Source organism: Bradyrhizobium sp. 521_C7_N1_3 (assembly GCF_052075975.1).
Classification (GTDB): domain Bacteria; phylum Pseudomonadota; class Alphaproteobacteria; order Rhizobiales; family Xanthobacteraceae; genus Bradyrhizobium; species Bradyrhizobium japonicum.
In genome coordinates this window covers 9,124,189-9,139,274 of the sequence record NZ_CP197232.1, presented here as the reverse complement: position 1 = coordinate 9,139,274, position 15,086 = coordinate 9,124,189, and the positions used below count along the sequence as shown (strand labels likewise).

Genomic DNA, 15,086 nt, shown 5'->3' with positions numbered 1-15,086 from the left:
CGAAGCGCGAGCGGGGTGGGGTGATCTCTCCACTCGGGCACTGCTTGTGTGGAGAGACTGTCACCCCATCTCGGTTCGCATGTCGCTTTGCTCCATGCAAACCGATCCTCCCCCTCCAGGGGAGGATGGGCACCTTTGTTGCCGCGTTCATTCGATCTAGTCTCTGGACACAAACAATCGGAGGCAACCGATGACCGGCGCCATCAAACCGTTTCGCATCGCCATCAGCGACGACATTCTCACCGACCTCAAATCGCGCCTCGCCCGGACGCGCTGGCCGGAGGCGGAGCTGGTCGACGACTGGAGCCAGGGCGCGCCGCTGAAATGGATCCAGGAGATATGCGCCTACTGGGCCAACAGCTATGACTGGCGCGCCCGCGAGGCAAAGCTCAACCGCTTCGAGCAATTCACCACCGAGATCGGCGGGCTCGACATCCACTTCCTGCATGCGCGCTCGAAGGAGCCGTCGGCGCTACCACTGATCGTCACCCATGGCTGGCCAGGGTCGATTGTCGAATTCCAGAAGGTGATCGCGCCGCTGGTCGATCCTGCCGCGCATGGCGGTAACCCCGCGGATGCCTTTCACGTGGTGTGTCCATCGCTGCCGGGATTTGGCTTCTCCGCCAAGCCAAGGACCACCGGCTGGGGCGTCGACCGCATCGCCGCGACCTGGGCGAAGCTGATGGATCGGCTCGGCTATGCGCGTTACGGCGCGCAGGGCGGCGACTGGGGCTCGGCGGTGACGACATCGCTGGGCGCGCAGGACGCCGAGCATTGCGCCGGCATCCACATCACGCTCGCCTTCAACGCGGCGCCGAAGGTCGAGGGCGAGCCGACGGCAGAAGAGAAGCGCGCGCTCGCCGGCCTCAAGCATTATGTCGATCTCGATTCCGGCTATTCCAAACAGCAATCGACGCGGCCGCAGACGCTCGGCTATGGCCTGACGGATTCGCCGAGCGGGCAGGCGGCCTGGATTCTGGAAAAATTCTGGGCCTGGACCGATTGCGACGGCCATCCCGAAAACATTTTTGACAAGGACGAGCTGCTCGACAACGTCATGCTCTATTGGGTAACGGAGACGGCGACCTCCTCGGCACGGCTCTACTGGGAGAGTTTTGGCAAGCGCCGCACCACGCCCAAGGTCAACGTGCCGACCGGCGTCGCCGTGTTCCCGAAGGAGATCATCACGCCGGTCAGGCGCTGGATGGAGCCGAACTTTCCTAACATCACGCACTGGAGCGAGATGGAGAAGGGCGGGCATTTCGCCGCATTCGAGCAGCCGGAGCTGTATGTTGGTGACGTCAGGAAATTCTTCCAGACGGTGCGCCGTTAGGGGATGGCTCCGCATCGTCATGCCCGGGCTTGTCCCCGGCACTCACGCGCTTAAACTCAGGTCCAATCAAGAACGTGGATGGCCGGGACAAGCCCGGCCATGACGACGCTGCCGGGAAACGACCATGCTCACCGAAGCCGCAACCTACGACGAGCTCTATCGCAACTTCCGCTGGGACGTCCCGGCACGCTTCAACATGGCGGAGGCGTGTTGCGACCGCCATGCCGACGGCACGGGCCGCCTCGCGCTGCTCTATGTCGACGAGAACGGCGCAACCACGCGCACCTCCTTCGACGAGGTCGCGGAGATGTCGCGCCGCTTCGCCAATGTGCTGAAGGCCGACGGGCTCGTGCGCGGCGACCGCGTCGCGGTGTTCCTGTCGCAGTCGCTGGAGCTGCCGATCGCGCATATGGCCGCGTTCCGATCCGGGCTGATCTCGATCCCGCTGTTCGCGCTGTTCGGCGAGGACGCCCTGGAATTCCGCCTGTCGAATTCGCAAGCAAGAGCCATCATCACTGATGAAGCGGGCTGGGAGAAGCTCACGAAGGTCCGCGATCGGCTGCCCTATCTGCAGGACATCTATGTCACGAGCGGCGCGGTCCATGCCGGGGCAAAACCCTTCTGGTCGGCGATCGAAACCGCGTCCGAGGACTTTGCGACCGTCGACACCTCCGCCGATGACCCCGCCCTGATCATCTACACGTCTGGCACGACGGGCAATCCGAAGGGCGCGCTGCATGCGCATCGCGTCGTGCTCGGCCATTTGCCGAATGTCGAGATGTGCCACAACTTCCTGCCGCGCCCCGGCGACCTGATGTGGACGCCGGCGGACTGGGCGTGGATCGGCGGCCTCGTCAACGGCTTGTTCGCGTTCTGGTATCACGGCATCCCCCTGGTCGGTCACCGCGCGCGAAAGTTCGAGCCGCAGGCGGCGATGGAGATGATGGCCGACCTTGGTGTCCGCAACGTCTTCCTGCCGCCGACGGCGCTGAAGCTGATGCGGCAGGCCGGCGTGAAGCACTCCGGCGTCAAGCTGCGCAGCATTTTCACCGGCGGTGAATCGCTCGGCGGCGAGCTGCTCGGCTGGGTGCGCGAGACGTTCGGCATCGACGCGCATGAGGTGTTCGGCCAGACCGAATGCAACCTCGTGATCGGCAGCAATTCCAACCTGTTTCCGATCCGCCCGGGTTCGATGGGCAAGGCGACGCCGGGCTTCGACGTCCGCATCGTCAACGACAAGGGCGAGGAGCTGCCCACGGGGCAGCGCGGCATCATCGGCGTGCGTCAGCCATGCCCGTGCACGATGCTCGAATACTGGCGCAATCCGGACGCGACGGCGAAGAAATATGCCGGCGAATTCCTCCTCACCGGCGATCTCGGCATCCGGGATGAGGACGGCTATTTCTGGTATGTCAGCCGCGAGGACGACGTCATCACCACCGCCGGCTATCGCGTCGGCCCGTCCGAGATCGAGCACACGCTGATGAAGCATCCGTCGGTGGCGATGGCGGCGGTGGTCGGCATCCCCGATCCGATCCGCACCGAATCGATCAAGGCCTGGATCGTGCTGCGTCCCGGCTTCGCGGCAACCGACACGCTCGCGCGCGAGATCCAGGAGTTCGTGAAGGTGCAACTCGCCGCGCACGAATATCCGCGTTTCGTCGCGTTCGCGGAGACACTGCCGATGACGGCGACGGGCAAGGTGCTGCGGCGCGAGCTGCGGGCGCGGGGGTAGGCTCTTTCAGACAATGGCAAAGACGTCTCAAGCTGCGGGGCTTCACCGCGCCTCACTTCCGAAGCTGCACGATCTCGATGCGGCGCTGGAGCTCATGTATTACGGCTGGCGCGGGATGACGCTGGAGGCCGACGAATATCTTGCTAAGCAGGGCCTGTCGCGTCCACACCACCGCATCCTCTACGTGGTGGCGCGCCGGCCCGATATCGCGATCGGCTCGCTGATCGAGATCCTCGGCATCTCCAAGCAGGCCCTGAACCGGCCGCTCAATTTGCTGCTGGAGCGCAAGCTGCTGACGTCGAAGCGGGCGCCCGAGCAGCATCGCTCCAAGCTGCTGCGCCTGACGGAGGCCGGGCGACGCATCGAGCAAAAGGCATCGGACCACGAGCGCAAGGTCCTGCGCGAAGCGTTCGATCGCGCCGGGGCGTCGGGTGCGGCGGCATGGATGGCCGTCATGGGGGCGATCGCCGACAACAACTAACGATTCCTGAAGTCAACATGGTTGACATGAGGCGCGAGCTTTGCCACTTTCCCGGCAACGAGCCAGGGGAGGGCTCTGCCATGAGCGGACGGACAATGGATCGCGCAGCCGCCGAGCGCTTCGTCGCGGCATGGTGTGCGAGCTGGTGCCGGGTCGATATCGACGCGGTCGTCGCGCATTTCGCCGACGACGCGCAGATGCGCAGCCCTCTGGCTCTGTCGCTGACCGGTTCTCCGGTCGTCACCGGCGCCGAGAACATCCGCGCCTATTGGCGCGAGGCCTATGGCCACATCGAAAGCGCCGACCTGAAGATCCTGCGCTGGAGCTGGGACGAGGCGATCGCGCGCCTGACGGTGTGGTGGCAGCTCGGCGACACGCGCGCCAGCGAGTTCATGGATTTCGACGATGCGGGCCGTGTGGTGCGCAGCGAAGCCTTCTACGGAAAATGATCATGCACCTTTCGGATTTCGTCCTGCTCCTCAACACGCTCTGGTTCGGCGGCGCCTTCATCCAGTTCAGCGTCGCCCAGGGCAACACCCTGAAGATACTCCTGCCGCGCGAAGAGCGCAGCAATCCGATCGCGCCGACGCTTGCCGCCAGCGTGGCGTTCCTGGGCGGGATGAATCTGCCGATCGGGCTTTTGTCGTTCTATCTTCTGGCCGCTCGTCCGGCTTTCTTCCAGCCGATCGAGGCGCAGCTCGCGCTGTTCCTGTTCTTTGCAGCCTGCCACTTCAGCCAGTTCGCCTATAACCTTCCGGTCCTGATGCGCGGAGGGCGCGTCGGGGTGGCCTACTGGCCCGTGCTGAAAGGTCCGATGCTCAGGATCTTCGTCATCGACGCGGCTCTGTTCGTAGCCAATCTCGGCGTAGCGCTCCGGCTGGCGTTCTCCTCCTGATTTCAGCGCGGCGGCGCCGACAGGGCGGACCGCAGCATCGCGGCAAGATCCTTCCGCCGGAACGGTTTTGTCAGGATGCGGGCGTCGGCGACCCCGTCGGGCATCTTGACGGGATTTTGGGTGTAGCCGGAGGTGAAGAGCACCTTGAGCCCGGGCCGCAAGCCGGTCGCTTGCCTGGCGAGCTCCGGCCCGAACATGCCGCCGGGCATCACGACGTCGGTGAGCAGCAGGTCGATGTCGCCGGGGCGGCGCAACAATTCGAGTGCCGCCGGACCGTTCGACGCCGCGATGACGCGATAGCCCAGCGTCTTCAGCTCGCTCTCGACATAGGCCCGAACCATGTCGTCGTCCTCGACGACAAGAATGGTCTCGCTTCCGTCGGGGGCGACGATCCGTTCCGCGGGGGACGGCTGCTCGTTTGGTGGCGTCGCAAGGCGGGGAAAGAACAGCTTGACGACGCTGCCTTGCCCCGGTTCGGACTGCATCTGCACGACCCCGCCGGATTGCCGCACAAAGCCGTAGACCATGCTCAGGCCGAGGCCGGTGCCCTTGCCGACCTCCTTGGTGGTGAAGAACGGCTCGAACGCCCGGCTCGCCACCTCGGCAGTCATGCCGCTGCCGGTGTCGGTCACGGCCACCATGACGTAGTCGCCCGGCCGCGGCTCGCCGTTGACGTCAAGGTCGGATTCACCGAGCGAGGTGTTGCGCGCCTCGATCGTCAGCTTGCCGCCGAGCGGCATGACGTCGCGCGCGTTGAGCACGAGATTGAGCAGCGCCGTCGTCAGCTGGCCGGGATCGACGCTGGTCAGCCACAGATCCGGTTCGAGCGCGAAGGTGCATTCGATGTGCTCGCCCAGGGGTCGGCGCAGCAGCTGCTCCATTTCGTGAATCTTCACGGCGATATCGATGTCTCGCGGCCTCAGGGGCTGCTTGCGCGCGAAGGCGAGCAGGCTTCGCGTCAGGTCGGAGCCGCGCTCGGCGGCGGTCGCGATGTCGTTGGCGATCCGGTGCAATTCCTTGTTGCCGGCCAGCCTGTCGGCAAGATGCTCGGAGTTGCCGAGAATGACGGTCAAGAGATTGTTGAAATCGTGCGCCACGCCGCCGGTGAGCTGGCCCATGGCTTCCATCTTCTGGGATTGGCTGAGCTTGTGGCTGAGGTCGGCAATGGCGGCGCGTTGCTGCTCGAGCGACTCGGCGGTGCCGTTGAGCAGGGTCATCAATCCGCCCAGCTCGCCGCCCGGGTGGGGAGGCGGAATTCGCGCGCTGAGATCTCCGAGCCCAAGTTTCTTCGCCATGGTGGCGAGACGTCCGACCTGACGCCCGACGCTCACGGTTGCAAGGATCCAGACGGCCGCGAGCAGCAGCAGCGAGGCCACCGCGAGGATCGCCACATCCTCGTAGAGCCGGCGATTAGCCGCCGCGACAAGTCCATCCTCGGACCGTCCGACCATGATGTAGAGGCCGGCATCGCGGGTCGAAGGTGAGCGCGCGGCGACAGCCCAGACATGCGTCCGGCCGTCGCGATCGGTCACCTCCTGATACGCTTTTCGGTCGGGCGTTGCGGCGAAGCGGAGCAGGTCGGATCCCGCGATCGACGTGCCGACCGGCTCGGTCCAGCCTCCGCGGGAGGGGGCGACCAGAACCGTTCCCTTGCTGTCCAGGAGCAGGATCTCCTTCTGGCCCAGCAGCCGCTTGTCGTGAAACTCAGCGAATTTGCGCAGGTTGAAGGAGGCGAGCAGGACCAGCTTCAGGGCGCCCGTCTCCGATCGCACCGGATAGGCGATCTGGAGCACCGATAGGCCGGTCAGCCGGCCGAATACCGGCTCGAGCGCGATGCCGCGCGACGCCAGGGCCTGTTTGAAATAGGCGCGATCCCGGAGGTCGAGGGTGCGGTTGGTCCGCAGCGAATCGCAAAACAGGCTGCCGTCGGGATCGATGGTCAATATCCCGGTGAACTGTGGGTATTCCTCGCGCACTTCCGACAGGAACGCCGAGCACGCCGCCTTGTCGCGCGTGTCGAGATCGCGCGCGCGGGCGAGACCATAGTGAAGCTGGGCGGTGCCCTGGATCTTCTCGTCCAGGTCGCTTGCAATGTCGTCGGCTGTCGCGGTCAGATTGGCCAGGGCTGCGTTGATTTCGCTGCTGCGATTTTGCACGAAACGTAAGCCGACGAGGATGGCCGGCACCAGCATGGCCGCAATGACGAGTATCAGTAGCCGGGTACGCAAGCTCATCGGTCGGGCAGTCCAATTTGGTCGTCGCGCGTGCTGGTTCGAAGATGCAATCTGCGGCACCACCCTCCGCCCAGTCCATAGGCATCGCGCCGAAAAGGCCCTCGCGCGGAAAATTTCGGCCGCGCACGTCACGGATGAGTCCCCGGAAAGTTTGCCCGCGAGGCTCTGTCGGGCGGGTGTCGGGCCTCCCGGGATACCGTCATCCCGCAATCAACGCGCGCGTGCGCGCAGGTCGCGAGGGCGCTAATATAGGGATTGCGCGCGACGGAGATCGTGCCGGTGACGAGGAGAGGGAGCCGCATGTCGATTTCGGGCAAAGTCGATCCGGTGGTGCGTCCCGTGGCGGCGACCGACATCGCCGAGGCGCTGGTCGAGGGTTTGCGCGATTTTCAGGCGCTGCCGCTCTACGGGCTCTGCTTCGGCGCGCTCTACGCAGGCGGCGGCATCGCAATCATGCTCTGTCTCACCGCCTTCGGCATGGTCTATCTCGTCTATCCCCTTGCGGCCGGCTTTGCATTGATCGGGCCGTTCGTGGCGATCGGCCTCTACGAGGTCAGCCGCCGCCGCGAGCGCGGCGAGCCGGTCTCCTTCGGCGCCATCTGGTCGGCGATACGCGCGCGCAGCGAGATCGGCTGGATGGCCTTCGTCACGCTGTTCGTGTTCGTGATCTGGATGTACCAGGTGCGGCTGCTTATCGCGCTGCTGCTCGGCCTCCACGCTTCGTTCTCGAGCTTGCAGGAATTCATGACGGTGGTGCTGACCACGAACGAGGGCCTGCTGTTCCTCGCCATCGGCAACGCGGTCGGTGCCGCGCTGTCGCTGATTTTGTTTTCGCTGACGGTGGTGTCGTTTCCGCTGCTGCTCGACCGCGAGGTCGATTTCGTCACCGCCATGGTGACGAGCGTGCGCGCGGTGGTGACCAGCCCGCTGCCGATGATCTCGTGGGCCGCGGTGATCGTGATGCTGCTGATCGTCTCGGCGCTGCCATACTTTCTCGGACTGGTCGTGACGCTGCCTGTGCTCGGGCATGCGACGTGGCATCTCTATCGGCGGCTGGTGGTGCCGGTGTAAGATCGTCGCCCCCGCTGCTTACGCTCTCCCCTTGGGGATGTCGTAGGGTGGGCAAAGCGAAGCGTGCCCACCCTACAGAAAGATGGTGGGCACGGCGCAAGTGCGCCTTTGCCCCTACGATTCCGAGTTCGCGGAGACAGACCCGTCTCGCTACGGCGTCTTGATCCCCATCGCCTTCAACGCCGCCAGCATCTGCGCCGGCGGCGCCATCTTGATTTGCGGCGCCTTGCCGGTTTCCAGCAGGCTCTTCAGCCCCGACAGGATCGCGGGCCAGCCGGTGCGGCCGCCGGAGAGGATGTCGTCGCTGAGCTCGCGGTCGTGGCGTTCGCTCATGGTGAGGCGGACGGCCTCGCCGGCTTGCTCGATCTCGTAGGTGACGAGCGTGGTGCCGAGCTTTGCGACGAGGTCGGGCCAGTTGACGTTCCATGTCACCGTCAGCTTGTTCGGCGGATCGTATTCGAAGACTTCACCCGAGATGTGCTCCGAACCGTCAGGCGCGCGCACGGTGAAACTGCCCCCGAGCCTCCGTTCCATCTCCACCGCAAAGCCGGAAAAGTACTTCTTGCTGAACTCGGCCGAGGTCAGCGCTTCCCACACCTTCTCCGGCGTGGAGACGATGTAGATGGTGTAGACCGTCAGCGGTTTGAATTGATCGAGGTTCATCTTGCGTCGAATCCCTTGTTGAGGGCTGCGCGTGGAATGCCGAGCAGCTTGCCGGTCTCGATCAGGCTCTTGAGCTGGGACAGGATCGCCGGCCAGCCATTGGAGACGGCGCCGAGATATTTGCCACCCTCGACGAAGCCGTCATGCAGCACGGTCAAACGCACGAGCGAGCCGAACGGTTCGATCGTGAAGACGACGCGCGATATCGGCTCGCTGCGCAGCTCTTCGAACTTCTGGTGCTTGAAGCTGTAGGACAGGCGGCGCGGCGGATCGGCCTCCAGAATCTCGCCGGAATCGGTAACCTCGCCGTCGAGCGTGAGCGCGAAGGGTGAGCCGACCTTCCAGTCCGACCGGACCTCGGCGCCGAACCAGTATTGCCTGGTGAACTCGCTCGCCGTCAGCGCCTCCCACAGCTTCTCCGGCGTGGTCTCGATATAGCTCACATAGACGAATTGGGGCTTACTCATCGCGCTTCTCCAACTGACGTTTCAACTCGCTGAGCGCGGCGAGCTTGCCGCGCTCGAATTTCCTGATCCAGCGTTCGCCGATCTGATGGATCGGCACCGGATTGAGGTAATGCAGCTTCTCGCGGCCGTGCCTGATGGTCGTGACCAGGTTGGCCTCTTCGAGGATGACAAGGTGCTTGGTTACGGCCTGGCGCGTCATCGCGAGGCCTTCGCAGAGTTCGTTCAGCGTCTGGCCGTTCCTGGCGTGAAGCCTGTCCAGCAGCGACCGTCGTGACGCATCGGCGAGCGCTTTGAAGACCTCATCCATGGCGGCGATAATAGGCAACCAAATGGTTGCATGTCAAGATGGTGTCTTTGGCGCCCGGAAATGGCTGTGCTAGCCTTCAAGCTCAGCCAACGCAGATTGGTTCCGGGAGAGCTTTGATGTTCCGTTGCTTCTCACTCGCTGCAGGCCTTGTCCTTTTCGCCTGCAGCACCACGGCCCAGGCACAACAAAAGCAGACCATCGGCGCGCCGCCGGAAGCGTCCAATATGAAGCTGGTCGGCACCAACGACCTGCAGGCGCGCAGCGCGTACCAGCCGACCATCCATCACCAGGGTGCTCGCTGGATCGCCTATATCGGCCATCACGGCGGCACCGACGACGTGCCCGCGCCCGTCAATCCGATGACGGGGCAGGCCGAACCGAACGGAACGTCCATCGTCGACGTCACCGATCCCGCGCGCCCAAAATATCTGCGACATCTGCCGGGACAGGAAGGCAAGTACGAATCCGGCGGTGCGCAGATGGTACGGGTTTGCGACGGCAAGTCGCTGCCGAAGGGCGATCCCAATGCGGTCTACATGCTCCGCACCTTCGGCAGCGAGGCGCATGAGATCTGGAACGTCGCCGATCCCGCAAATCCCGTGCTCGTTACGCGCATCGGCGGCCTGAAGGACACCCACAAGAGCTGGTGGGAGTGCGACACCGGCATCGCCTTTCTCGTCTCCGGCGCGCCGGACTGGCGCACGCGGCGCATGACGCAGGTCTACGACCTCGGCGATCCCGCGCATCCGCAGAAAATCCGCGACTTTGGCCTGCCCGGCCAGGAGCCCGGCTCGACCGGCGCCGTGCCGACCGAATTGCACGGGCCGATCTCGACCGGACCCGACGGCAATCGCGTGTTCTTCGGCTATGGCACCAACAAGGGCGGCCTCCTGCAGATCGTCGATCGCGAAAAGTTGCTGAACGGGCCGAAGGAGCCGACGCCGGAGAATCTGCGCTATCCCGAGATCTCGCGCATGCCGATGTCCGCCTTTAACGGCGCGCATACGACGTTCCCGATGCTCGACATGCCGGTCACCGAATTCGCTGAGGACAAGGACGGCAAGACTCGCGACATCGTCATGATCGTCGACGAGGCGATCTTGAACGAATGCGGCGAGGCGCGGCAGATGGTGTGGTTCGCCGACGTCACCACCGAGACGCGGCCGATGATGATCTCGAGCTACACCGTGCCGGAGGCGGGCGGACAGTTCTGCCAGCGCGGCGGCCGCTTCGGCTCGCACTCCTCGAACGAGAGCATGGCGCCGGTCTATTACAAGAAGATGGCCTTCATCGCCTTCTTCAATGCGGGCGTGCGCGCGCTCGACATCCGCGATCCCTACCACCCGAAGGAGGTCGGCTATTTCATCCCGGCGATCACGCCGGCCACCGACAAGCGCTGCATTCCCGTCGAGGGCGGCGAGCGCTGCAAGGTCGCTATCCAGACCAACAATGTCGAGACCGATGATCGCGGCTACATCTACATCGTCGACCGCGCCAACACCGGTCTGCATATCCTCGAGCTGACCGGGCCGGCGCGCGCCGCCGCCGGCCTGCCGAGGAACTGACGATGCGGCGCGGGGCGGCGATCGCGGCCGTGGCCATCGCGCTCGGTGTGTCCGGCGTCGGGGCCTATCGGCTTGCGCCGGCGCCGGCGGCGGAATCGGCGGGCTGGCGCGAAATCGCATGGCCGTTCCCGCGCGACGGCTGGCCCGCCGGCCGCGCGTTCCGCTGCGACGGCGCCTGCGCGGGCACCGAGCTCTACGTGCGCGCCAAGCGCGGCTTCTGCAATTGCGACCGCGGCGTCGCCGACGATGATGAGGTCGATCGCGTTGCCGACGTCGATCTGATCAGCCCGCGTTTTGCCGCCGTCGCACCGGGCGAGGAGGTGGGACTTGGCGAGATGCGCGGCCGTGCCAGGCGCTATGATCTCGATATGGCCGACGGTGTCCGTCATGCCGCGATCGGCATCGCCGTCTCGCGCCGCTGCGATCTCTTCGTCGCTGCGGCCCAGGGGCATGGCGAAGCCGGCGTCGTGCAGCGTGCGGCGCTGGCGTTCCTGGAGAGGCCGGAGATGAAGCTATGGGCGACCGCAGCGCTGGACGGACAGTGAGTGTCATGCATTAATGCGCCAAACCGCTCTCAGCGAGTCCTCCCCATGATGTCCATGCAAGCCTATTTCGCCTTCGTCGCCGCCTGCGTTGCGCTGGCCCTGCTGCCGGGGCCGATCGTCACCCTCGTCATCGCCAACGGCCTGCGCCATGGCACACGCGCGGCGCTGACCAACATTCTCGGCGTGCAGATGGGGCTGTTGATCGTGATCGGCATCCTTGCGGTCGGTCTCACCTCGCTCATGGCGACAATGGGCTATTGGTTCGACTGGGTGCGCTTTGCAGGCGCGGCCTATCTGGTCTGGCTCGGCATCAAGCTGATCCGCGCTCCGGTTGAAGGCGTCGACACCGACGCGCCTCCGCCTCCCCCGCGCGGTGGCTTTCTCTTGCAGGGCTTCGTCGTGGCGTTGTCGAACCCGAAGCTGCTGGTGTTCTTCGGCGCGTTCATTCCGCAATTTATGGACATGAGCAAGGATCACCTGTCGCAGGTCCTGGTGCTCGGAATCACCTTCATGGTGCTTGCCGGCCTGACGGACGGAATCTACGCGCTGCTTGCCGGTCAGGTCCGCGGCTTTTTCTCGGCGCGCCGCACCCGCTTGGTGTCGCGCGTCTCCGGCGGTTTCATGATCGGCGGCGGCATCTGGCTGGCGCTTATCCGGGCCAAATAACCCTTTCTCAAGCCGGTTCGGCTTGAACCGTTCGTGGCGGCGATGCGTCCAATCGGGCATTGCCGCTGACGAAGGAATTTGGCCGTGCCCAATCTGCCCTGGTTCGTCTATGCGATGCTGTTCACACCGCTCGGGCTGTTATTGGTCGCCGCCGTTGTGAAGACCTGGCAGGTGCGCGAGGCGCGAAGCTGGCCGCAGGCATCGGGCAAGGTCGTCCGTTCGGTCGCGGAAGTGCGCGAGGTCAGGGTGTCCGACAGCGACCGCGAGGAAGGCTATCGGCTCGAGAGCCGCAATTTTGCGAACGTGACTTACGAATACTCGGTCGGCAGCCGCAAGCTGAGCTGTAACCGCATCTCGATCGGCGAGGACCTCGGCAATTTCGAGGTCGCCGAGAAGCTCGCAAAATATCCCGCCGGCAGCATCGTCACCGTCTATTACAATCCGCGCCATCCCGACCAGGCCGTGCTCGAGCGCGACCTGCCCAAGGGGCTGTGGGGCTGCCTCGGCGTAGGCACGGCGATCGCGCTCGGCATCGTGTTCGGCTCGGCGTTCGGGCTCAACCAGACTTATGCCTACCTTGCGCACCACATCGGGCGGCCCGATCTCGCGGGCCTCGTCGTCGGCTTCGGCGCGTTCGGCCTCGTCATCGCGCTGATGGGGTATGGCGTGCGGCGGCAGGCGTTGAAGGCGGCGCGCTGGCCGGTGGTGCCGGGCACGATCAAGCTGTCGGGGATTGAGCAATATCACGAGGCCAGCGAGCCGGGCGAGCGCCGCGGCACCGAGATGTTCGGCAAGCGCGTGACCTACACCTATCGCTATCAGAATATCAGCTACACCAATGAATGCGCGCGCGTCGCGGCCGGGACGCAGTCCGGGTCCGACGAGATGTTGAAGAAGCTGATGTCGCGCTACAAGCAGGGCGCGACCGTCGAGGTGCGCGTCAATCCCGACAACCCGGCCGAGGCAACGCTGGATACAAGCGGTCCCGTCCGCATCGCCTGGCTGCTGTGGGGTATCGCTGCGATTTTCGCTGCGCTCGCGGTGTTCGTCGCGACGCGGGGCAGCTAGTCGACCAGCCTCTCCCTGCGCAATTCCAGCTCGATCTCCGCAAAAATCCTTCCCAGCCGCTCCGCCCATTGCTGCTGGCCGGACTGATCTGCGATCAGATCCTGGCGAATCTCGATGCCGGTGTTGACGAGGCCGCGGGCTTCGCCGTGGACGGGGATGGTGTAGTCGCTGAGGTCGCTCACCGCGTAGGGCTCGTTGTCGCCGACGACGAGATCGCCTTCAGCGCGCAAATGCTTCAGCAACAGCTGCGGCAGCACGGTGTCGCGGTTATACAACGCGGCGATGTGCCAGGGCCGGGCAACGCCGGCATAAACCGGCGTGAAGCTGTGCAGCGACACCAGCACCGTCGGCCGCCTGTTGTGCAGGCGGCGGTCGATCACGGCATCGATGCGGCGGTGATAGGGCTCGAAGATCTCGCGCCGCCGCGCCGCGCGCTCGCCCTCGGTGATGCCCTCGTTGCGCGGGATCGCGGTCGCCTCGGATATCACGGGGATCGAGCTCGCAACGCCGGGTGAGCGGTTGCAGTCGATCACGAGCCGCGAATAGCGCTGCGCGATCAGATGTGCATCGAGCATTTCTGCCAGCCGCTCGGCGACGCCGGCAATGCCGATGTCCCACGCGATGTGCCGCGTCAGCTCGCTTTCCGCGACGCCGAGGTCGCCGAGCGCGCGCGGCAGAATCCGTCCGTAATGATCCGAGGTGAGCAGGAAAGGCGATGCCCCATCCGCATTGACCTCATGCACCGGCGAAATGTCCCCCGCGCCGAGCAGTTGATCGGTCGCGTCGGCCGTGTTCAAGTCCATCCTGATTGCCTATGGAAAAAGCAGCTACCGTCTAAATTGGGCAGCAATCGCTTGCAGGTCGGTCCACCCAAATCATCATGATCGCCAGACGATGCCGTTGCCGGCGATTCATCACAAGACCAAATCTCGCTTGCCCCCCGGGACTTCGCTGGACGAAGGAAACGTGCGGCTGTCGTTTCGCTTGATTGACGGCTATAGACAACCCATGACCTCCGATCGTCTTTTCGTCTACGGCACCCTGATGCGCGGCTTCGACCATCCGATGGCGCGGCTGCTTGCAGGACATGCGGACTTTTTGGGTGAAGCGACGTGTCGCGGCCGGCTTGTTCTCGTGAAGCACTATCCCGGATTGCTGCTGTCGAACGCGGCTTCCGATGTCGTCCATGGTGAGCTTTTTCAATTGCGCGTGCCCGACGAGCTGCTGCGCGAGCTCGACATGTACGAAGCCTGCGGCGAGGGCTTTCCGGAGCCGACCGAATATCTGCGCGAGCTGATTGACGTGACGTTGCCTGACGGCACGACGGAGAAGGCCTGGACCTATGTCTACAACTGGCCCGTCAGCGGTTTGCCCGTCATCGGGACCGGACGCTTCCTGGATCATTAAGCCGAGAGCACTTCCTTCACCACGCGCACATCCACTTCGCGCTCGACGTAGGTCCACTCCTCGGTCTGCCTGAGCATCGCCACCAACTCTTCGAACAGCGAGGCATCCGTGGGTGCGAACTCGAACCAGGTGAGGAAGTCGAAGGGGCCGCCGAGGTCGCGGCTGTGGTAGAGCTGCCGGGCGATCGCTGGCAGGAAGCGCAGGCTGCTTGCGATGTGGTGCGACTGGTCTTCGAAGATCTTGCGGCGCTCTTCCTGCGTCAGGTCCCACCAGGCTTGCGACTTGCGGATCGGGATCAGCGCCGCGGAGGTGGCCTCGAGCCGGCCGAGCTCGGCCTGCACCGCGGCGAGCTGCTGCTGCTCGGCGCGCTCGGTATAGCGCAAGCTGCTCGCAACGCCCGCCAGCCGCCACGCATTGCGCGAGGGCACCAGCGGCAATGCGACGGCCTCGCTGTCGACGACCGACAGCGCCGGCATGAAGGGCAGGGGCTCGCCCGTCACGGGCGAAATCGAGGTGACGCGCCAACCCCCGCTATGGCCGCCTCGAAACGTCCTGAACATGGCCTATGGAAGCGTGGAAGCGGGCCGGTTTCAAGCTTTTCCCGTCATTCCGGGCCACCCGTTCCGCCATCCTTCGAGGCTCGCGGAAG

Annotated in this window: 17 protein-coding genes; 11 read left to right on the top strand and 6 right to left on the bottom strand. The window is 64.8% G+C overall.

The genetic code is table 11. The features are described 5' to 3' along the window. Nucleotides 1-190: 190 nt before the first annotated feature. From AB7008_RS43270 to AB7008_RS43250, 5 genes are all read left to right on the top strand, one after another. Complete coding sequence (locus tag AB7008_RS43270) at nt 191-1,333, top strand: epoxide hydrolase family protein (protein WP_441260849.1); 1,143 nt, start codon at nt 191-193, stop codon at nt 1,331-1,333. A 124-nt stretch (nt 1,334-1,457) separates the two neighbouring features. Further along, on the top strand, nt 1,458-3,068 hold the full coding sequence (locus tag AB7008_RS43265) for an acyl-CoA synthetase (protein ID WP_441260848.1): 1,611 nt from the start codon (nt 1,458-1,460) through the stop codon (nt 3,066-3,068). A 13-nt stretch (nt 3,069-3,081) separates the two neighbouring features. Then, nucleotides 3,082-3,549 carry a MarR family winged helix-turn-helix transcriptional regulator gene (locus AB7008_RS43260; protein WP_028159428.1) on the top strand — a complete coding sequence of 156 codons (468 nt, stop codon included), beginning with the start codon at nt 3,082-3,084 and terminating at the stop codon, nt 3,547-3,549. Between the two features lie 80 nt (nt 3,550-3,629). Then, nucleotides 3,630-3,998, top strand: coding sequence for a YybH family protein (locus tag AB7008_RS43255; protein WP_051664828.1), 369 nt, complete (start codon nt 3,630-3,632; stop codon nt 3,996-3,998). Nucleotides 3,999-4,000: 2 nt separating this feature from the next. Continuing rightward, entirely contained in the window at nt 4,001-4,444 is a 444-nt protein-coding gene (locus AB7008_RS43250; RefSeq protein ID WP_028159430.1) for a hypothetical protein, read from the top strand. Nucleotides 4,445-4,446: 2 nt separating this feature from the next. Here the strand turns inward: AB7008_RS43250 and AB7008_RS43245 are convergent, their stop codons facing one another. Beyond that, entirely contained in the window at nt 4,447-6,678 is a 2,232-nt protein-coding gene (locus AB7008_RS43245; RefSeq protein ID WP_304491493.1) for an ATP-binding protein, read from the bottom strand. 300 nt (nt 6,679-6,978) lie between these two features. Between AB7008_RS43245 and AB7008_RS43240 the strand changes: the two genes are divergently transcribed. Continuing rightward, the gene (locus AB7008_RS43240; RefSeq protein ID WP_028159432.1) at nt 6,979-7,749 is read left to right on the top strand and encodes a DUF2189 domain-containing protein; all 771 of its coding nucleotides are present in this window, start codon (nt 6,979-6,981) and stop codon (nt 7,747-7,749) included. Nucleotides 7,750-7,899: 150 nt separating this feature from the next. On the opposite strand, the gene AB7008_RS43235 is transcribed toward AB7008_RS43240, so the two are convergent. Genes AB7008_RS43235 through AB7008_RS43225 form a run of 3 tightly spaced genes read right to left on the bottom strand, consistent with a single transcriptional unit; the run spans nt 7,900 to nt 9,186 of the window. Continuing rightward, nucleotides 7,900-8,412, bottom strand: coding sequence for an SRPBCC family protein (locus AB7008_RS43235; protein WP_304491492.1), 513 nt, complete (start codon nt 8,410-8,412; stop codon nt 7,900-7,902). Continuing rightward, complete coding sequence (locus tag AB7008_RS43230; RefSeq protein WP_304491491.1) at nt 8,409-8,879, bottom strand: SRPBCC family protein; 471 nt, start codon at nt 8,877-8,879, stop codon at nt 8,409-8,411. Before AB7008_RS43230 ends, AB7008_RS43235 begins: the two co-directional genes overlap by 4 nt. Beyond that, nucleotides 8,872-9,186: an ArsR/SmtB family transcription factor gene (locus AB7008_RS43225; RefSeq protein WP_008544842.1), complete on the bottom strand. Its 315-nt coding sequence runs from the start codon at nt 9,184-9,186 to the stop codon at nt 8,872-8,874. The genes AB7008_RS43230 and AB7008_RS43225 overlap by 8 nt, the downstream gene beginning before the upstream one ends. Before the next feature lie 116 nt (nt 9,187-9,302). On the opposite strand from AB7008_RS43225, the gene AB7008_RS43220 reads away from it, so the two are divergent. The 4 genes from AB7008_RS43220 to AB7008_RS43205 all read left to right on the top strand — a co-directional run bounded on the left by AB7008_RS43220 (nt 9,303) and on the right by AB7008_RS43205 (nt 13,030). Next, nucleotides 9,303-10,751, top strand: a complete 1,449-nt coding sequence (locus AB7008_RS43220) for an LVIVD repeat-containing protein (RefSeq protein ID WP_441260847.1) — start codon at nt 9,303-9,305, stop codon at nt 10,749-10,751. Nucleotides 10,752-10,753: 2 nt separating this feature from the next. After that, complete coding sequence (locus tag AB7008_RS43215) at nt 10,754-11,296, top strand: hypothetical protein (RefSeq protein ID WP_304491488.1); 543 nt, start codon at nt 10,754-10,756, stop codon at nt 11,294-11,296. Between the two features lie 45 nt (nt 11,297-11,341). Beyond that, nucleotides 11,342-11,962, top strand: coding sequence for a LysE family translocator (locus AB7008_RS43210; protein ID WP_248880017.1), 621 nt, complete (start codon nt 11,342-11,344; stop codon nt 11,960-11,962). Nucleotides 11,963-12,046: 84 nt separating this feature from the next. After that, on the top strand, nt 12,047-13,030 hold the full coding sequence (locus tag AB7008_RS43205) for a DUF3592 domain-containing protein (RefSeq protein WP_304491487.1): 984 nt from the start codon (nt 12,047-12,049) through the stop codon (nt 13,028-13,030). Here AB7008_RS43205 and AB7008_RS43200 read toward each other — a convergent pair. Further along, nucleotides 13,027-13,833 carry an N-formylglutamate amidohydrolase gene (locus AB7008_RS43200; protein WP_304491486.1) on the bottom strand — a complete coding sequence of 269 codons (807 nt, stop codon included), beginning with the start codon at nt 13,831-13,833 and terminating at the stop codon, nt 13,027-13,029. The two genes, AB7008_RS43205 and AB7008_RS43200, sit on opposite strands and share 4 nt — an antisense overlap. Nucleotides 13,834-14,038: 205 nt before the next feature. Between AB7008_RS43200 and AB7008_RS43195 the strand changes: the two genes are divergently transcribed. Further along, complete coding sequence (locus AB7008_RS43195) at nt 14,039-14,437, top strand: gamma-glutamylcyclotransferase family protein (protein WP_248880014.1); 399 nt, start codon at nt 14,039-14,041, stop codon at nt 14,435-14,437. Here AB7008_RS43195 and AB7008_RS43190 read toward each other — a convergent pair. Then, the gene (locus AB7008_RS43190) at nt 14,434-14,997 is read right to left on the bottom strand and encodes a chlorite dismutase family protein (protein WP_304491485.1); all 564 of its coding nucleotides are present in this window, start codon (nt 14,995-14,997) and stop codon (nt 14,434-14,436) included. The two genes, AB7008_RS43195 and AB7008_RS43190, sit on opposite strands and share 4 nt — an antisense overlap. Nucleotides 14,998-15,086: the final 89 nt, after the last annotated feature.